Origin of the sequence: Clostridium sp. AM22-11AC (assembly GCF_003473545.1) — a bacterium.
Taxonomy (GTDB): Bacteria; Bacillota; Clostridia; order Lachnospirales; family Lachnospiraceae; genus Enterocloster.
The window spans coordinates 322,394-341,439 of record NZ_QUCM01000001.1 but is presented as its reverse complement, the minus strand read 5'-3'; the positions used below and the strand labels follow the sequence as shown (position 1 = coordinate 341,439).

The window sequence follows — 19,046 nt, the reverse complement described above, 5'->3', positions numbered from 1 at the left end:
GTTTTTAGCTTCCGCAGCAGCCCATACCGGAGCCGTTAAAAAATGGTTCTGTTTCAGGATCTGTTTCTTCCGCTCCTGTACTTGTATCTGGATCAGTTGGAGAAGTTTCTAGTGTATCTGTTACAGTGATATTACCACGTATCATTCCCATCCAGCAAGTATATTGAAAAGTTCCGGATTTAGAAGGAGTAAATTCGATCACATTTTCTCCTTCTGAAAGGGTATGTTCAATTCCGAAGGAGCGCAGCAACATTCTGTAGTTGCAGCCGTTAAGGGAGCCTTTGGGAGCATTGATGATCCATTTTATAGGAACACCGGTCTGAACTTTGATATCAGGATATCTTCCGCGCTGTAAGGTGCTGTAGATGACCTGGATGTTATTTGCATTTTCATCCTGGGGTGTTTTATCGGCAGCATTGGAAGAATCTGTGGTATCTGTCGAGGTTCCCTGATCTTCGGAAGTTCCCGTATTTTGAGGATTTGCTGTATTTTGAGAATTTTCCGGGCCTTCGGAAATACCGGCTAATGCAGTTCCCTGGGAAAACATGGCAAGACCGAGGACAACTACAAGGATGGCGCCAACAGTGGTCATTTTTTTTGCAAAACGCTTTCCAAGAACGGAGACCAGAGAGCCAAGCCCAAGCATAAGGGGAACGGTTCCAAGACTGAATAAAAACATGGATAAAGCACCGGAAAATGGATTTTGGCAGGCCAGAGCCACAATCTGCATGGACTGAAGGGGACCGCAGGGCATCAGGCCGTTTAAAAGTCCAACAAACAGTGGCTGTCGGCTGGAAGCACGCTTTTTAAGGACTTTTGTGGATAAAAAACGTGGGATCCGTAAGGTAAGTGGACGAAGCCAGGGAAAGATCCCCAGCATATTGATGCCCATGATCACCATAAAAATTCCGGCGATCATTTTTAAGCTACCCTGGAGAAAATAGGAAATCTCGGTCTGTGTACCGGCGCCTAACAGCATGCCAACAAGACCTAAAAGAAAACCAATCGCTGTATAAGAAATCACACGGCCTGTATTATAAAGAAGAGCCGGAAGAAAAATGTCAAGAGCGCGGCTGCTTCCGGAAACATCAGAGGCATTTGAAGGTTGTGGAATACACTGGGACAGGTTGATGCCGCCGCACATGGCAATACAGTGTACAGATGTAATAAGTCCGATCACAAACAGCATGCCATAGCCCATTTTTGTATCTGCCAGCTGCCCTGGAGCCAGCAGGTTGAGAATGCCGAAATGCTGTAAAAGGGCATATAAAAACAGGATAACAGCCAGTGAGACAAAGTTTTTTTTCATATCATAATCGGATGTTCCTGTTTCCGGCAAAGTGGTATAGCCGTTTTTTTCAATGATCTCCCGGATCTGTTTTAAGGAAATGGTATCGGTATCGTAAGTAACATGGGCAAGGCCGGTATTGTAGCTTACAGTAGCGTCCTGGATCCCGGGTGCGGTTTTCAGGACGTACCGGATCCTGTGTTCACAGTTTACACAGCTCATGCCGCCGATATGCAGTGTTTTTCTGAGGATCTTCATAAACATTGTACCTCTCTTTACTTTCATTGTTTTTGTGAGTATACCAGAGAAATTTGTGATTTTTATGTGGAACAGACATTTTGTGCAATTGTTCTGCTATAGTCTTCTTTTATAACTGGCAATAGAAAATCACTTGTTGACAAAAATGCTCACCATCTCTATAATACCCATTAACATACCAATGTGATTGGTTAATAAAAGGCGAGGAGAAAGCATATGAGTGACAAGAAAGAAAAAGATAGCAAGGTAAAAAGCAGTAAGGCTAAGAAAAATGTGGAAAAAACTCAGGAAGTGTCAGTAAGTGCAGAGAAAAAGATATTTCCCCACAGCTGTACGGACTGTGGTGTGCTTAACTGTTCCAAGCGGAACGCTTCTTATCCGGAATTTTGTCTTACAGAAAAACTGACTGAAAAAGAATTAGAAAAAGTAGTTAAGCTTTATACAGAAAATGAAGAAAACAATAAGATAGCCATTGCTTCAGCTGAAGTGGAAGGTGGCTTTTATGGAAAATATACCCGTGTAGAGGAGATCATGGAAGTAGCGAAAAGGATCGGTGCAAAGAAGATCGGCATCGCAACCTGTGTGGGCCTGATCGAAGAGAGCCGTATTTTCGCAAGGATACTGAAATTAAATGGCTTTGATGTATACGGAGTGGCATGTAAGGTAGGTTCTGTAGATAAAACAGATATTGGTCTGGATCCCAAATATACATGTAAGACCGGACCGGTGATGTGTAATCCTATTTTACAGGCAAAGCTTTTAAATAAAGCGGGGACCCAGTTAAATGTAGTAGTGGGGCTTTGTGTAGGCCATGACAGTTTATTTTATAAATATTCCAAGGCTCTGGCAACTACGCTGGTCACAAAGGACCGTGTTCTGGCCCACAACCCGGTAGGTGCGCTGTATCAGACAAGAGCTTATTATAAGCGGCTTTTACAGCAGCCTTTATGGGATGATGAGGACGATAAAAAAGAAGAGAAATAACAGATTAGATAGGTTGGAAAAAGTGAGAACAGAATAGATGAGATCATGAAAGATCAGGAGGCAGCAATTATGAGAGGAAAATGGAAGTCAGGCATCAGAATATTTGCAGGAGCTGTACTTGCGGCAGCAGTTTTAGCTGGTTGCAGCAGCAAAACAGCAGAGAGTGGGGCAGCTCAGGATGCAGGACAGAATACAACCCAGGGAAATTCAGACAGCCAGGAAGTAAGAAAAGTCTATGTGGCAGTAGGTGCCACTTTTGAACCATATACCTACATAGATGAAAACAATCAGCCTGCAGGCTATGATGTAGCTGTTTTACAGGAGATCGACAACCGCCTTCCACAGTATGAATTCCAGATTGAAAACATGGAACTTGCCAACATTTCTGTTGCTCTGGATGCAAAGAAGGTTTCCATTGGCTCCCAGCAGTTTGAGAAGAACCCGGAAAGAGAGAAGAAGTATCTGTTTACAAATGAAGGTTTTGCCGCTTACAATAAGCGTCTTGTATACAAAAAAGGAAGAGATGATATCCACTCTATTGATGATCTGGTTGGAAAGAAAGTAAGTGCCGGTCAGGGAAGCAACACAGCAGCGATTCTGGAAACATACAATGCAGAACATGACAATAAAATCGATATTGTATATTCCAATGGTGCTACCAATGAAAGTATTTATGATGATGTAATGAACGGAAGACTGGATGCCATTGTTGCAACCAAGAAGACATTTAAAAAATACAATGAAGCATTTGGCGGTGGCTATGATATTAACGAAGACAGCTATTTCAGCGAGTCACAGGCCTATTTCATGCTGGCACAGGGAGAGGAACAGCTCCGGGATGACATGGATACTGCTTTAAAGTCAATGAAAGAAGACGGAACTCTTACAAAGCTTTCTATTGAGTACACAGGAAGTGATTATAACTCAGAAGAATAAATTTACGGTACACGTATTTTATGAATGATCTTATAACATGAACAGTAACAGAACAGGAGCATAAAACATGGATCTTTCCAGCATTTTCCGTTTCAGCGATATGGTGGAATATTTCCCAAAGATCTTATCCCGTTTCCCTGTAACGCTTCTTATTGTAGTAGTGAGCGTTGCAGGGGGGCTGGTCCTGGGATTTATTCTGGCAGCGGCACGTATCTTTAAAATACCAGTGTTAAAAGAACTGGCAGCTCTTTATATCTCTTTTGTAAGAGGTACCCCGATCCTGGTGCAGCTATTTGTAGTCTATTATGGACTGCCACTTCTTGTAGCACCCTTAGGAGTGGATATTAACCATTGGAGTAAGCTGTTTTTTGTACTGGTTACATATCTTTTAAATGATGGGGCATTTATGTCGGAGATCATCCGGTCTTCTATTGAAAGTGTTCCCAAGGGCCAGCTTGAAGCGGCAGCTTCTGTAGGACTTACCACATTTCAGACCTATAAAAGGATCATTATCCCACAGGCATTTAAAATAGCAGCGCCTGCATTTGGAACCCGTGTGATCGGATCTTTCCAGGCAACTGCAATGGCATTTACACTGGGAATTATTGATATCATGGGTCAGGTAAAAGCTATTGGAACACGTACCAACCGTGTTCTGGAAGGCTATGTAGATGCAGCGATCATATTTATCATCGTTTCCTATTTACTGGAGCGTTTGTTTACCTGGATGGAGCACCGGCTTAATGGTCAGACAAGGAGGAAGGAAAATGGCATCGCCCTTTGAGTTTTCGTATGTTTTTACAGTGATCGGGAAAATATGGGAAGCTATGCCGGTTACTTTGCTGCTGACTTTTGCTCCCCTGTTTATAGGTTTCCTTTTTGGTGTTCCCTTTGCGGTGATCCGCCGCTTCAATGTTCCTTTTGCAGCTTCGTTTTTAAAAAATGCGTCTAATATTTTAAAAGGAATACCGGCGGTACTGCTGGTGCTTATGATCAATTACCTGATCTTAAAGCCTATTGATTACCTGGCATTAAGCTATGAGTGGGCAAAGCCGCTGCAGACTATGAATAAAATATATATAGGTATTGCTGCGTTAAGCATTTATGCAGTGGTGCAAATCACAGAAACAGTTCTTGGCGCTCTCCTTTCCGTGGGAAAAGGACAGTATGAAGCTGCGTATTCCATAGGACTTACCAGGACAAAGACATTGTTTCGGGTGGTCTTTCCACAGGCTGTTCCTGCAGCCCTTCCTGTTCTGTGCAACAATGTGATCGGTCTTTTAAAGTCCACATCCATTGTATATCTTATTTCCGTAAATGATATTTTAGGAGCGGCTATCAATTCGGCAGCTGTGAATTTCCGTTATCTGGAGGCATATATTGCAGTAGCTGTCGTATACTGGGCTATGTGCGTCTGCGTGGAAAAGCTGTTTTATGTAATGGAAAAACGGTATAAATATGCGGCAGGAGGTAAGATATGATCGAGATTAAAAATTTACATAAAGCATTTGGACAGAACCAGGTTTTAAAAGGTGTTGATATTACTGTAAATAAAGGAGATGTGGTGGTAGTGATCGGCCCCAGCGGCTCCGGAAAGACCACCATGCTGCGGTGCATTAATTTCCTGGAAAGAGCAGATGAAGGAACGATCACAGTAGGAGATATTACGGTAGACGCAGCAAAAGCAAAGAAGAAAGAAATCCATGAGATCCGTTTAAGGACTGCCATGGTTTTCCAGAATTATAATCTGTTTGCCAATAAAACGGCCCTTGGAAATGTAATGGAAGGACTGACCCAGGCAAGAGGCGTATCAAAAGAAAAGGCAAAGGAGATCGCTCTTGATGCATTGGAAAAGGTAGGTCTTAAGGATAAGGCAGATTATTATCCGTCCCAGCTTTCCGGCGGACAGCAGCAGAGAGTGGGAATTGCCAGAGCTGTTGTGTTAAATCCGGATGTGATCCTTTTTGACGAACCTACGTCTGCCCTGGATCCGGAGCTGGTGGGAGAAGTATTAAAAGTTATCAAAGATATTGCAAAAGAAGGGATCACCATGATCATAGTGACCCATGAAATGAGCTTTGCTTCTGATGCAGCCAATCGTGTGATCTTTATGGCCGGTGGTGTTGTAGTGGAAGAAGGAAAGCCGGATGAGATCTTTTCCAATCCAAAAGAAGAAAGAACAAAGCAGTTCTTAGAGCGTGTACTGCCTAAGTGGTCGTATACGATATAATGAGCGCAGAGAAAAACAAGCGCCGCCCGAGGCGCATTTGTTTTTCGCAAGCCATTAACGAACAAGCCGCCTGCGTCAGCAGGCAGTGGAGCGCGCCAGCGCGGGGCTTGTGAGTTTAAGGAGTCCAAAAGAAAAACAAGCGGCTGCGAAAGGAGTCCCCCAAATGAAAATTGATTTTAACAGACAGATAAACAGAAAAAATACAGACTGCTCTAAATGGGACGGCCAGGGAGGAGATTATATCCCGCTGTGGGTTGCGGATATGGACTTTCCTGTGGCAGAGCCTGTTTTAGAAGCACTGAAAAAACGCCTGGAACATCCATTTTTCGGATATACATTTCCCGGAGAAAGTGTTTATCAGGCAGTTATTTCCTATTATAAGAGAAGATATGATTTTGATGTAAAAAAAGAATGGATCCTGTTTAACCATGGAGTTAATACAGGAAATAATATTGCTGCCAGAGCTTTAGGCGGCACCATTATGGTGGCAACTCCTATGTATCCCCATATTAACCAGAAATTGCCCCAGGAAGCGGGAAAGCCAGTGATCCGTGTACCTTTAAAACAGGAAAACGGGCTGTATACCTTTGATTTTGAGGCAATGGAAAAAGCGGTTACACAGGATGTGACCACCTTTGTGTTGTGTAATCCTCATAATCCGGTAGGTCGTGTATTTACCGGAAAGGAACTTGAGGAGTTATTTGCATTTGCTGCCAGACATGACATTGTGGTGGTTGCAGATGAGATACACAGTGACCTGATCCTGGAAGGAGAACATATTCCTGCGATTACCTTAAATGAAGCAGCCAGACAGAGAGTGATCCTTCATCATTCTGCAAGCAAGACCTATAACATACCCGGTCTTCCGGTGGCATTTGCCATTATCCCAAATGAAAAGTTAAGACATAAATACGAAGAAGTAGCAGCAACGATGCATGCGCCTTTTGATACTCTTTCTTTTGTTGCCCTTGAGGCAGCTTTTACAAAAGGGGAAGAATGGCGGCAGGAACTGTTAGAATACCTGAGGGAAAATAAAAAATGGCTGGACGAACGGATCAGCCGGATCCCGGGGCTTTCTATCTGCCACAGTGAAGGTACTTATTTAGGTTGGATCGATGCCAGAGAAACCGGATTAAGTGATCCTGCCGGCTTTTTTATGAAAGAAGCAGGTGTGAAATTTAATGACGGAGAGTCTTTTTCTGCTCCCGGTTTTATCCGTGTGAATTTCGCCTGCCCCAGAGCGTATCTGGAGGAGGCGTTTGATAAAGTTGAGAAAGCTTTGGATAATTGGAAAAAACAGGAAAAAGTTTATTAAAAGTTTGGGCTGCTGTTGGGCGGCAGAATGGAGTTTTTTATGAAGATAACAAAAGTTGATATTTACATGCTGGATGCTACTGCCCAGAGAGCCAGCAGACGTCCCATCTGCTGCCGGGTATGGACAGATGAAGGTTTCTATGGTGACGGTGAAGCGGGGATCGCTTTTGATTACGCAGCACCTGCGGGGATCGGCATGCTCCAGGATATCTCCCGTCTGGTCATCGGAAAAGATCCTATGCGTACAGATGAGCTGTGGGAGAGAATGTTTAAAGTAAGCTTCTGGGGCCAGGGCGGCGGCCCGGTTGTCTTTGCAGCTATCAGCGCCATTGACATTGCCTTAATGGATATCAAGGGAAAAGTATTAAATGTTCCTGTTTATGAATTATTAGGCGGAAAGGTAAATGACAGCATCCGCTGCTATGCGTCACAGCTTCAGTTTGGCTGGAATGAAGATGTAGGGCCAAGAGGTACCGCAAAAGAATACGCAGATATCTGTAAATATGCAATGGAAGACGGATATGATGCGGTAAAGCTGGATTTTACTCTTTATGACCGGGATAAGAAAGATATTCCAAACCGTGACTGTGAAGGTTTTGTCTCTACTGATTTTTATAATATGGTAGAAGAACGTATTGTTGCGATCCGCGAAGCCTGCGGCAATGTTGATATTATCATGGAAAATCATGGGCGTACCGATGTTACTTCCGGTATTAAATTAGGAGAGCTTTGCGATAAATATAATTTTTACGCCTTAGAAGAGCCCTGTACGCCCCTCCGCCCGGAATTCCAGAAGCTGATCCGTGAAAAGGTCCGCACTCCTTTGGCATCTGGGGAACGTTTATATACCAGATGGCAGTTCCTTAATTACTTTAAAGATAACTCTATCCAGTTAGTTCAGCCGGATGCCTGCAACTGCGGCGGTATTTCAGAGTGCAGAAAGATCTGTACCATGGCAGAAGCTTTTGACGTAAAGGCGCAGATCCACTGTGCAGGCGGTCCAATTTCCACAGCAGCTGCTTTACAGCTGACAGCCGCTACTACCAATTTTGCGATTTATGAACATCATTTTCGTTCCACACAGCCTGCTATTGCCCGTCTTGGCAAGTATGATTATCAGCCTGTAAATGGAAAATTCTATGTATCAGACAGACCGGGTATCGGACAGGAGCTTTCAGAAGCAGCCATTGCAGAGGCACTTGTTCATGTAACCGTTGATGAACCATAAATGGAGAGGAGAACTATACTGTGAAGAAAAAAATACAGATCCCCCACATTTTTGTTATACTGGTATGCATTGCTATGTTCTTTGCTGTACTTTCGTGGATTATGCCTGCAGGAGCTTATGACCGGGTATTAGATCCCAATACAGGAAGAAATATTGTTGATCCTAACAGCTTTCATTATCTTCCAAAAACCCCGATTACATTTATCCAGTTTATATCTGCTTACTCTGGAGGTTTTACCAATGCTGCCAGCATGATCTTTATGACTCTTGTAGTAGGTGGAACCTTCGGCATTATCAATGAACTTGGCATTATCCCGGCTGCTCTTGCCATCATCCTTAAAAAATTTGATAAGAACCGGGAAATGGCGATCCCGTTCCTCATTCTTGTTTTTGGACTTTTTGAGTCCTTTATGGGGGCTCCGGAGCTTTGTATCATCTTCCTTCCCATGATACTGCCGCTGGTACTGGATCTTGGTTTTGATACCATGACTGCCCTTGCTATCGTTATCTGCGGAAACTGCGTTGGCTATAGTACGGGTATGGGAAATCCGTTTACTACTATTATCGGCCAGAAGATCTGCCAGCTTCCTCTTTATTCTGCTATGTGGTATCGTGCCATCTGCTTCTTCCTTTTTTACGGGATCACTGTATGGTATATTTTAAGATATGCGAAGAAAATACGCAAAAATCCTATACTCAGTGCTACCTACGAAGAAGATGAGATACGCAGAAAAGAGAATATGCAGATGACTCAGAATGCAACTTTAAGCGCTAAAAACAAAGTGGTATGTGTCTATGTTGTTGTCTGCTTTTTCTTTAATATTTTCGGTGTGATCAAGCTTGGCTGGGATATTGCTGAAATGACAGGTCTGTTCCTGGTAATGAGTACAGGTGCCGGCGTTCTCTCCGGCCACAGTCTTACTGATACCTGTAAAATGTTCATGAATGGTGCAAGAGATATTCTTCAGGGAGCCCTTGTTATGTGTTTTGCACGTACCATTGCCCTTCTTATGACAACCAGCAATACACTTGACGTATTTGTTTATGGAATTTCAAAGATTGCAGGCGCTTTTCCTCCTACTCTGGCTATTGTGGGTATCTTTATTGCCGGCATGCTGCTTAATTTCCCGATCAACAGCGGTTCCGGCCAGATGACAGCTACCATGCCTATCATGTCTCCACTGGCAGATATCCTTCATGTTTCCAAGCAGGGCGCTGTCCTTGCCACACAGTTTGGTGATGGCTGGTCCAATACTATTTATCCTACCAATGCTTCTTACATGGCAACGATGGCAGTTGCCAAAGTAAACTGGGTAGACTGGCTGAAATTCCAGTTTCCACTGCATTGTATCTGGACTGTTGTAAGTGTCATTATGCTGATCATTGCCCAGACAATTAATATAGGACCGTTTTAAAATCTGCTGGACAATCCTTAGCCCATCCCTTAAAATGAAAGCAGTATGAGATTTTTGGTTTGACGGGAATTAAAGGAGCTTAGGATGAGGGAAGAAGACGTACTGCAGGTTTTAGGTGGAAGTTTCTTTAATAGTGTCCTGGTGGATATAGAAAAGAATACATATACGCGGATGAATTTTGCACCATGGTTGTTAAAAATCAGTCAGACTGGTATGTATACCGGGCTGGCTGATTTTATTGTCTGTAATTCTGCAGTGGAAGAGTATAAGGAGAGTTTAAAGAAAGATCTGTCTCTGGAAAGTATAGAAACATTTTTTAACAGCCGAGATCCGGAAGAACGGGATGAAGAGAACAGTATCACCTATGAGGCAGAGGTAGACGGGAAGAGAATATTGTAGATATGATGGGCGGAAATATAAAGGTGAAAAGTGAGCTGGGAAAAGGCTCTGAGATCACTATTGGCTTGCGTTTTAAGACTACTTCTGCAACAAAGAACCGGGGCGTGATCCAGGAATTAAACGGTTTTCGGGCACTGGTGGCAGATGATAATATGGACAGCTGCGTCAGCGTGGAAAAGATGTTGCGGACGATCGGGTTGCGGCCTGAGTGGACGACTTCCGGAAAGGAGGCAGTTTTCAGGGCAAAATATGCTACTGAGCAGAATGATCCGTTCCATGTATACATTATTGACTGGCTGATGCCGGATATGAATGGCGTGGAGGTAGTACGACGGATCCGAAGTGAGATTGGAGATGAGGTGCCCATCATTATTCTGACTGCTTATGACTGGTCGGATATTGAGGATGAGGCAAGAGAAGCAGGTGTTACGGCATTTTGTGCCAAGCCGTTGTTTTTATCGGAACTTTATGATGTGCTGCAAAATTCCAGCAAGGCAGGCGGTATTGGCGGAAATGAGATCATTGCGCCGGATACTTTTAAGGGCAGGAAGGTACTTCTGGTAGAAGATGTGGAACTGAACCGTGAGATCGCAGAAACCATCTTGCAGGAAGCAGGCATCCATGTGGTCTGTGTGGGAAACGGACAGAAGGCGGTAGAATATATGAGTCAGCCGGAGGCAGATGATATTGATCTTATTTTAATGGATATCATGATGCCGGTAATGGATGGGTATGAGGCTGCAAGAAGGATCCGGAAACTGGCGGATCCGGTCCATGCCAATAAACCGATCATTGCTATGACAGCCTATGCTTTTGAGGAAGATGTGAAAGCAGCTCTGGCGGCTGGGATGAATGAACATTTATCTAAGCCCATCCGTATTGAGCTGCTGTATGAAATTATGAAGAAATACTTATGATGTTTTTAGAAAAGTAGTTCAATGATATGACGGGCAGTTGCCTGTGGGGTGCGGTCATTTTTTACTGTAAATGCTGCGTAAGCCTCATAGGAGACTGCCCGCTTGTTGTATCGGTCAAGAAGTTCTTCTTTGGTGTTGTTTTTGATAAGAGGCCGGTCAGGATTTCGCATCAGGCTTTTGTAGCAGTCTTCAAAGGGGCGGTTTAAGTAGATAATGGTACCGGCTTTGGAGAGAAGATCGCCGTTGCGGGAGTAGGTGAGCAGACCGCCACCTGTGGAAATTACGCAGGGGGGATAGCTGGATACCTGTTTGGTGATCTCATGTTCAATATTGCGGAAGGCTTCGTTGCCTTGAGAGGCGAAGATCTGTTGTGGAGTCTGTCCTGTCTGGGAGGTGATCAGTTCGTCTGTATCGTAAAACGGTACGTCAAGCTGGCGGGCCAGTTCTTTTCCTATGGTAGTTTTTCCACTGCTGGTGTAGCCGCAGAGGAAAATGGGTTTTGTCAGTTTTGTGGGCATTTTTTAGGGATCCTCCTGTGGGTATAAAAAATTACTTTGAGGTTGTATACAGCAAAAATGATACCATGTTTCAGGAAAGAATACAAGGAATATGACAACAGTGAGTAAAAGCTTTAAAGTTTTAACTTGACAAAGTTTATTGTTGAAACCTATCACCTGCTGTGTTATAATCTGCATTAGCACAGCGGAGATTACGAGAGTATATTATTTTACAGAAAGGAGTGTAGTATTATGAAACTGAAAAAATGGGTCGCACTGGCTACAGCTGCTGCAATGTGCCTGTCTATGACAGCATGCAGTGTTTCTGTATCCACAAATGAGACAACAAAAGCAGCTGAGTCATCAGCAGAAACCACCGCAGCAGAGGCAGGGGACAAGGAAGAGTCCGGCGAAGCAGTTGAGTCTGCAGCAGAGGGAGATTTAGTAGCAACTGCTGATTATCCTACCAAGCCTATTACCATGATCATCCCTTACGCAGCAGGCGGAACTACGGATGTATGGGGCAGAAAGTTAGCAGCTCTGTTAGAGAAGTATTTAGGACAGGCTATTACAGTTACCAACCAGGGTGGTGCTTCTGGTTCTATTGGTTCCCAGTTTGTAAAGGAACAGCCTTCTGATGGTTATACTGTATTAGTTTGTGCAGAGACCATGGGAACCTATCGCACTATGAATGTCTGCGATCTGGATTATTCTGATTTTACTGTTATTTCTCCATTAGTAGGAGATCCTAAGGTACTGGTTGTTGGTAAAGACTCCCAGTACAACACTCTGGAAGAGTTACTGGATGATATTAAGGCAAATCCTGGAAAGATCACTATGTCTCACTCTGGTCCTGGCGGAAGCGGACACAACCAGGGTCTTGTTATGAAGGAGCTTGGTTATGATGTGGCTATGACCAGTTTTGACTCCGGTAATGATGCTCTGTTAGGCGTAATTGGCGGACAGGTTGATTTTACTAACCCTAATATCTCTACTTTAGGCGGCTATATTGAAAGTGGCGATGTTAAGCCTTTAGCTGTTTTCTCTGATAAGAGAATGGAAGCTTATCCTGACATTCCTGCATTTACTGAGTCTGTACCGGAAGCTGAGAAGTATTTAAATATTCCTTATACTCTGTTAAGCTTTGTTGTTAATAATGATACTCCACAGGATGTGGTTGATGTATTAAAGGCAGCATCCCAGAAGGTATTTGCTGATCCTGAGTGGACTGATTTTGTTAAGCAGAAAGCAGCTGATCCTGTTTATGAAGAGTATACAGATGATGCTTCTATCCAGAAGTTCTATGATAACTGGAAGTCTGTTATCTGCTGGTTACAGTATGACAACGGCGTAGCTGAGAAGAGCCCTGAGGATTTTGGTATTGCAAGAGTTGCAGAGTGATAGTTACAGTTCAGCATATGGTGGAACTGTAATCTGGAAATGTTGAGAGTTAATTGAGGATTGATCAATGAAAAACAAAGTTTCTTCACTGATTGCAGAGGGTATCTTATTTTGCGGGAGCGGCATTTTGCTGCTCTCGTATTCTCTTATATCCTATGCAAAGGCGTTTAATAAATCTTGGAGCCAGTCTCCGTATCTTTTTCCGGTATTGGTTGGTGCAGCACTGATCGGGCTTTCTATCTGGATCATGGGACAGGGAGTTCTGGCTATGAAGAGAGTCGGGAATGGAATTACTTTGAAAGAGAAGACAGATAGTAAGGGAAAGATGGCAAGAGTTTTGGGAGTGCTGGTGCTTTGTGGACTTTATTATCTGGTTCTGGGAGAGGTTTCAATTCCGCGGGTTACGATCGGAATCTTGAGTTTTAGTATTACGATCTCTATTTTTGAGGTTGCTACGGTTATTTTTCTGATTGCTATGATGTGGTTTATGAAGGTGAGAAAAGTGGCTGTGCTTGTACTTGTTCCTATTGGGACATCATTGTTTTTGAGTATTGCATTTAGGACTTGTTTACATGTAATGCTGCCATAAGTTTAAGGAGGAAAAACAGATGTTGGAAATGTTATCGATCGTGGATCTGCGCTTTCTTCTTATGGTCCTTTTGGGATCTGTGGCAGGTCTTTTTGTAGGTGCTATACCGGGACTTTCTGTATCCATGGCTACAGCGCTGCTTGTTTCTATTACTTATACCTGGGATCATTCTGACGCTTTGGCTATGATCATGGGCGTTTATGTGGTGGGTGTATTCTCAGGTGCTGTTTCTGCTATTTTGATCAATATTCCCGGTGCGCCGTCTTCAGTTGTTACTACTTTGGATGGTTATCCTATGTCTAAGAAGGGACAGTCTTATAAGGCGCTTTTTACGGCTACGATCTATTCTTTCGTGGGTAGTGTTTTTGGATTTATTGCTTTGGGACTGTTGGCTGAGCCGGTTGCGGCGATTGCTATTAAGTTTACGAAAATGGATTATTTCCTGTTGGCTTTGTTTGGACTGGTGACAGTTGGATCTGTCAGCACGAAGAATTATGCAAAGGGATTGGTCAGCGTTATGCTGGGACTGATCATCAGCATGGTGGGACTTGATCCGTTAATGGGTACGAAGAGACTGACTTTGGGGATCCAGAATTTAACAGGTGGTATCAGTACGGTACCGGCGCTGGTTGGCTTTTTTGGATTTGCTGAGGTGTTGAGTGTTATTTATAGTCTTGGTCAGGAACAGAATGTTCTGGCTATGGAGAAGACGAAGGTTAGTTTGAAGGAAGTGCTTAAACATTGGAAGCTGTCTATTTATACTTCGACTATTGGTATGCTGGTTGGTGCGCTTCCTGGTGCCGGTGGTCCGGTGGCTTCGTTTATTGCTTATAATGAGGCGAAGCGTATTGTGAAGGAACCGGAGGTGCCATTTGGTGAAGGTGCTGTGGAAGGTATTATGGCCAGTGAGTCTTCTAATAATGCATGTATTGGTGGTGCGCTTATTCCAATGCTGACGCTGGCTGTGCCTGGTGATGCGGTTACTGCGATCATTTTGTCTGTATTCTATGTTCATGGACTGCAGCCGGGACCTATGTTTATCAGGAAAAATCCGGAGGCGTTTCAGGCTATTTTGATCGCGGGGATTATTGCTTGCTTCGCGCTGTTGGTACTTGGATTGTTGGTAGCGCCGAGGATCAGTAAGGTGATCACGATACCGAAGAATGTGATGATCCCGGTTGTGACCAGTCTTTGTGTGATCGGATCTTTTGCATGTAATAACCGGTTGTTTGATGTGGCTTTGATGTTCTTGTTTGGAGTGATCGGATTTTTGATGAGAAGGTTTGATTATCCGGTTGCACCGCTGATCCTGGCTATGGTTTTGGGACAGATGATGGATTCTAACTTTAGACAGGCGGTATCATTGGCTTCTTCTGCAGATCATCCGATTTTGTTTACGTTTGGGCATTGGCAGACGGTGTTGCTGCTGCTTTGTATTGCCTGGGTGCTTTTGGGAAATATTCCTTGGACGAAGCCTTATGTGGAGAAGGTTAGAGGGGTGTTTCGTAGGAAATAGGGCACATATTCGAAAGAAAAGAGGATGAGGTACATAAGCGCATCCCGGCGAAAAAAGACCTGTTTTGCTCCGTCGCTTTTTGTCAGGTCTGTGATACAAACTCACATGCTGCGCATGTTCAGACAGTGTATCACAGACCTGACGCTATACTCACAAAACAGGTCTTTTTTCTGAAATGGCTGCTTCTCATGTACCTCATCCTCTTTTCAGCTAGGGTGTTGCCAACCTCTCGGACGCAGTCCGGGAGGTTTTTTGATGGAAATTTTATTTGTCTTTAGGCATGGTTTTAAAGAATTTTACGACCATCGGAAGTGTGATAGAAGCTGATATGATATCAGAGATGGTCTGGGATATCTGAATTCCGGTGAGTCCAAGGATAGTGTTCATGATACAGAGGACGGGAATGAAAATGAGTCCGCTTCTGATCATGGACAGGAAGGTAGCACGGCCATTCTTTCCAATGCTCTGGAAGAGCATGTTTCCATAGAGGGAAAGTGGCATGAAGAAGAGGGCAATGCACTGGATACGCAGGGCGGGAATACCGATGGCAAGGACTGCCGGGTCATCACGGAACATGCGCACGATGGGGGCAGAGCAGGTTATTCCGATAAAGGCGGAAATGCTCATTACTACGAAGCTGCTTTTTACGCTGAACCAGAAAGCATTACGGACACGTTTGTATTTTCCTGCGCCGTAGTTGAAGGCGCTGACGGGTTGGAAGCCTTGTCCTATGCCCAGTGCTACACAGAAGAGGAAGTTTATGATCCTGGTGACAATGCTCATGGCTGCGATAGCGGCATCGCCGTAAGGGCCTGCAAAGCGGTTTAAAACCATAACGGAAACGCTGTTAAGTCCCTGGCGCATCAGGCTTGGAAAGCCGGTTGCCAGGATGTTGGACACATCGCTGAACTGTCGGGTGACGTAGCGGATGTTTAGGCGGCTTTGGACTTTTCCGCGAAGGAATGGGCTGATGAGGATGGCCATGCTGATGTACTGGGAAATAGCGGTGGAGATACCAGCGCCACGGACTCCCAGTTTTAGGACGAAGATCAGGAACATGTCTCCGAAGATGTTTAAAATACCGCCGGAGGCAAGACCTAACATGGCAAAGAAGGCTTTTCCTTCGTAGCGGAGAATGTTATTCATAACGCAGCTGGATGCCATGGCTGGTGCTGCAATAAGGATCCAGGTGCTATATTCGATCGCGTGAGGAAGGATGGAGTCAGTGCTTCCAAGGAGACGCATGAAGGGAGTGTGGAAGAGAAAGCCAAGGATGCAAATGAGGGCGCCACATAATAATGATAAGAAGAAGCTGGTGGATGCGAATTTGCGGGCGCTTTCTACGTCATGCGCTCCCAGTTTACGGCTGATATTGCTGCCTGCGCCATGTCCGAACATGAAGCCGAAGGCATTGATAATAGCCATCAGGGCGAACACGACTCCTGTAGCACCGCTGACACTGGTTCCGAGCTGGCTTACAAAGAAGGTATCTGCCATATTGTATACACTGGTCACAAGCATACTCACTGTGGTTGGCAGTCCAAGCTGCAGTACCAGTTTGTTGACGGGGGTTTTTGTCATTTTATCATATTGTATCTGCGCACTATCTGTTTTCATAATATGTATACCTTTATATATAAGTGTGGGAAATAGAATAAAAGGCCCTCCTGTGATTTATTTTATCATAGAAAGGCCTTTTGAAAAGCGTTTTTATACTGTTCAGTTAAAAAAAGTTTACTTTGTTTTTACATAGCGGTGTTTATATTTATTTTTCTTCCAGGTCGATTGCTTCGAAAAGATCTCCGAGGGTTTCCAGTGCTGGAAGCAGTTTTGTTACGCCGCAGGTGAAGAACAGGATGCGGATAACTTCAAAGATCTCATCAATGGTAGCGCCGTTTTCCAGAGCCAGTTTTCCATGGACTTTCATAGTGGTCTCTGTGGAGGTTGCAATTCCGACTGCCATGACGATCAGTTCTCTGTACTTTTTAGGAATAGAGATGTCTTTTTTGTTGCAGTTTACATATTGCTGATAGAACATATTGATCAGGTTCGGGTCATTTCCCATAACACGGTGGGAGTCTAAAAGTTTTCCTCCGCGGGCTTCTTTTAAAGCTTCCAGGATCTCTCTGGAACGCTCAAGTTTAGCTTCGTCTGTCTGTTTCAACGTAATACCTTCTTTCACTTATTATTGATAAACATACCGCCTGCGTCAGCAGGCAGTGGAGCGCATTAGTGCGTGTTCGTGAGTGGATAAAATAAAATGGGATTTACTGCAAGCTGTATTTAGCTTTCAGAAAATCTGGGGCATAGCCTGGGAAGAGGGCATAGGTGACTATGTCTTCTTCTGTGCGGGCAAGTGAGCCGACTTCGGCTCTTGCTGTGTCCATTCCTGGAGCTAACTGGTCACCAGGACGGATGAATGCCGGTTTTTCATCTCCAAGGGCCTTTTCAAGAAGGGTTGGATCAATAGGGCCCGGTGGGCGTCCGTAGAGACCGCGGCAGTAGTCTTTTAATTCACGGCTGACCATTGCGTAGCGGTTGCCGGTTAATACGTTTGTGGTTGCCTGGGCACCGCACATCTGGCTGGATGGGGTGGCAAGAGGCGGATATCCCATATCAGCACGGACACGGGTTGCTTCTTCTAATACTTCTGGGAGACGGTCATACAGTTTCATGGCTGTAAGCTGGCTTTCCAGGTTGGAGAGCATACCGCCTGGGATCTGATGCTGGAGACAGCCAACGTCTACACCTACCAGTTTGGTGCCGAAGTCTGCGTATTTGCGGCGAAGTTCAGCAAATTTTTTGTTGATGTCAGCGAACTGTCCAAGATCGATCTTCGGATCTCTGCTGGTTCCCTTTAAAGCTGCCAGGTAGCTTTCGATTGGCGGAAGGGATGGTCCCATGGACATAGAGGAAACACATACATCCAGTCCGTCTACACCGGCGCGGATGGCTTCCCAGTAAGCCATTTCTGCCATACCGCCTGTGCAGTGGCAGTGAAGATGTACCGGGATCTTAAGGGCTTTTTTCAAAGCGGTGATCAGTTCGTAGGCAGCTTCCGGTGTCATAAGTCCGGCCATATCTTCTACGTGCATCAGGGATGCACCCATCTGTTCCTGTTCTAAGGCATTCTGGACGAATACTTCTGTTGTATGGAATGGGCTTACATTATACTGAACGGAACCTTCGATCTTTTTGCCTGCTTTTTTGATGGCTTTGAATGTGGTTTCGCAGTTTCTCAGGTCCTGAAGGGCATCGAAGGTAAGGAATACATCGATTCCGGCTTCTGCTGCCTGTGCGATGAAGGCTTCTACTACGTCATCTGGATATGCTTTGTAGCCAACCAGGTTCTGGCCGCGGAGTACCATTTTTAATGGGGTTTTCTTTACGTATTTTTTAAAGGTTCTTACGCGCTCCCACGGATCGTCTTTCAGGAAACGGACTGCTACATCGAAGGTAGCGCCGCCCCACATTTCCATGGAGTCATATCCAACTGCGTCCATCTGCTCTAAGAGCGGGATCATATCTGCAGTGGTAAGACGGGTTGCAAAAAGAGACTGCTGTCCGTCGCGGAAATCTACACTGTTGAATTTAAGAGGAGTTCCTGCGCCTGCAAAGTCTGCTGCTCCGATTCCGGAAGGAGCAGAAAGTTCAGGAGCCTTTTTTTTGTTCCAGAACAAAATACCACACCTTTCATTTCGTAATAAGGATGTCACCGCAAGGTGACATGCTCCTTTGATTATTTATTATAGTTGTTTGCTGTTGACAGGTGGATCAAAGAGAAAACCTGTCGGGGAATGTTGGATTTTCTTGATTTTTTGGAGAATCGTTCTCTGGTCAGTTTACAGTACCTGGAAAATGGCAGGTTCCGGCAGGAAATCAAAAAAAGAATCCGGAGGGGCCAGGTACTGAAAGCTGGCCAGAGAACGGCAGGTACTGGCAGATGCAAAAGGGGAAGTATGCATGTCAGAAACCTGCAAAGGTTGAATCATGTAGGATATGTAATACTTAAGTCAAACGTTAAACTAAATCGTTAAAACAAGAATACTAAAAAAGAATGAGGTTGTCAAGAGG

The 19,046-nt window shown here is 44.5% G+C and carries 18 protein-coding genes; 13 read left to right on the top strand and 5 right to left on the bottom strand.

From position 1 onward, the window contains the following. Window positions 1-4: 4 nt before the first annotated feature. A complete protein-coding gene (locus DW251_RS01640; protein WP_021870293.1) occupies window positions 5-1,546 on the bottom strand; it encodes a sulfite exporter TauE/SafE family protein in 1,542 nt (513 codons plus the stop codon). Between the two features lie 216 nt (window positions 1,547-1,762). Between DW251_RS01640 and DW251_RS01635 the strand changes: the two genes are divergently transcribed. The 10 genes from DW251_RS01635 (at window position 1,763) to DW251_RS01590 (ending at window position 10,969) form a co-directional block, all read left to right on the top strand. Further along, window positions 1,763-2,530 carry a DUF1847 domain-containing protein gene (locus DW251_RS01635; RefSeq protein WP_021870294.1) on the top strand — a complete coding sequence of 256 codons (768 nt, stop codon included), beginning with the start codon at window positions 1,763-1,765 and terminating at the stop codon, window positions 2,528-2,530. Between the two features lie 69 nt (window positions 2,531-2,599). Continuing rightward, complete coding sequence (locus tag DW251_RS01630) at window positions 2,600-3,466, top strand: transporter substrate-binding domain-containing protein (protein WP_021870295.1); 867 nt, start codon at window positions 2,600-2,602, stop codon at window positions 3,464-3,466. Window positions 3,467-3,533: 67 nt separating this feature from the next. Continuing rightward, the gene (locus tag DW251_RS01625) at window positions 3,534-4,250 is read left to right on the top strand and encodes an amino acid ABC transporter permease (protein WP_021870296.1); all 717 of its coding nucleotides are present in this window, start codon (window positions 3,534-3,536) and stop codon (window positions 4,248-4,250) included. Then, window positions 4,234-4,947 (top strand): amino acid ABC transporter permease, encoded by a 714-nt coding sequence (locus DW251_RS01620; protein ID WP_118300022.1) that lies wholly within the window; start codon window positions 4,234-4,236, stop codon window positions 4,945-4,947. The genes DW251_RS01625 and DW251_RS01620 overlap by 17 nt, the downstream gene beginning before the upstream one ends. Continuing rightward, window positions 4,944-5,696 carry an amino acid ABC transporter ATP-binding protein gene (locus tag DW251_RS01615; RefSeq protein ID WP_021870298.1) on the top strand — a complete coding sequence of 251 codons (753 nt, stop codon included), beginning with the start codon at window positions 4,944-4,946 and terminating at the stop codon, window positions 5,694-5,696. Before DW251_RS01620 ends, DW251_RS01615 begins: the two co-directional genes overlap by 4 nt. A gap of 163 nt (window positions 5,697-5,859) precedes the next feature. Then, on the top strand, window positions 5,860-7,011 hold the full coding sequence (locus tag DW251_RS01610) for a PatB family C-S lyase (protein WP_021870299.1): 1,152 nt from the start codon (window positions 5,860-5,862) through the stop codon (window positions 7,009-7,011). Between the two features lie 39 nt (window positions 7,012-7,050). Then, window positions 7,051-8,238 (top strand): mandelate racemase/muconate lactonizing enzyme family protein, encoded by a 1,188-nt coding sequence (locus tag DW251_RS01605; protein ID WP_021870300.1) that lies wholly within the window; start codon window positions 7,051-7,053, stop codon window positions 8,236-8,238. A 20-nt stretch (window positions 8,239-8,258) separates the two neighbouring features. Beyond that, a complete protein-coding gene (locus DW251_RS01600) occupies window positions 8,259-9,653 on the top strand; it encodes a TIGR00366 family protein (RefSeq protein ID WP_118300021.1) in 1,395 nt (464 codons plus the stop codon). An 84-nt stretch (window positions 9,654-9,737) separates the two neighbouring features. Further along, entirely contained in the window at window positions 9,738-10,052 is a 315-nt protein-coding gene (locus DW251_RS01595; RefSeq protein WP_021870302.1) for a hypothetical protein, read from the top strand. Between the two features lie 2 nt (window positions 10,053-10,054). Beyond that, the gene (locus DW251_RS01590; protein ID WP_118300020.1) at window positions 10,055-10,969 is read left to right on the top strand and encodes a response regulator; all 915 of its coding nucleotides are present in this window, start codon (window positions 10,055-10,057) and stop codon (window positions 10,967-10,969) included. A gap of 5 nt (window positions 10,970-10,974) precedes the next feature. Here DW251_RS01590 and DW251_RS01585 read toward each other — a convergent pair whose 3' ends face one another. Then, window positions 10,975-11,487: a shikimate kinase gene (locus DW251_RS01585; protein WP_118300019.1), complete on the bottom strand. Its 513-nt coding sequence runs from the start codon at window positions 11,485-11,487 to the stop codon at window positions 10,975-10,977. Between the two features lie 231 nt (window positions 11,488-11,718). Between DW251_RS01585 and DW251_RS01580 the strand changes: the two genes are divergently transcribed. The 3 genes from DW251_RS01580 (at window position 11,719) to DW251_RS01570 (ending at window position 14,972) form a co-directional block, all read left to right on the top strand. After that, window positions 11,719-12,867, top strand: coding sequence for a tripartite tricarboxylate transporter substrate binding protein (locus DW251_RS01580; RefSeq protein ID WP_243034836.1), 1,149 nt, complete (start codon window positions 11,719-11,721; stop codon window positions 12,865-12,867). Window positions 12,868-12,934: 67 nt separating this feature from the next. Next, window positions 12,935-13,456 (top strand): tripartite tricarboxylate transporter TctB family protein, encoded by a 522-nt coding sequence (locus DW251_RS01575; RefSeq protein ID WP_118300018.1) that lies wholly within the window; start codon window positions 12,935-12,937, stop codon window positions 13,454-13,456. Window positions 13,457-13,475: 19 nt separating this feature from the next. Then, window positions 13,476-14,972 (top strand): tripartite tricarboxylate transporter permease, encoded by a 1,497-nt coding sequence (locus DW251_RS01570; RefSeq protein ID WP_118300017.1) that lies wholly within the window; start codon window positions 13,476-13,478, stop codon window positions 14,970-14,972. 264 nt (window positions 14,973-15,236) lie between these two features. On the opposite strand, the gene DW251_RS01565 is transcribed toward DW251_RS01570, so the two are convergent. From DW251_RS01565 to DW251_RS01555, 3 genes are all read right to left on the bottom strand, one after another. After that, complete coding sequence (locus DW251_RS01565; protein ID WP_118300016.1) at window positions 15,237-16,589, bottom strand: MATE family efflux transporter; 1,353 nt, start codon at window positions 16,587-16,589, stop codon at window positions 15,237-15,239. A 148-nt stretch (window positions 16,590-16,737) separates the two neighbouring features. Next, complete coding sequence (locus tag DW251_RS01560; protein ID WP_021869196.1) at window positions 16,738-17,136, bottom strand: carboxymuconolactone decarboxylase family protein; 399 nt, start codon at window positions 17,134-17,136, stop codon at window positions 16,738-16,740. Window positions 17,137-17,239: 103 nt separating this feature from the next. After that, the gene (locus DW251_RS01555; protein WP_118300015.1) at window positions 17,240-18,652 is read right to left on the bottom strand and encodes a pyruvate carboxylase subunit B; all 1,413 of its coding nucleotides are present in this window, start codon (window positions 18,650-18,652) and stop codon (window positions 17,240-17,242) included. Window positions 18,653-19,046 lie beyond the last annotated feature (394 nt).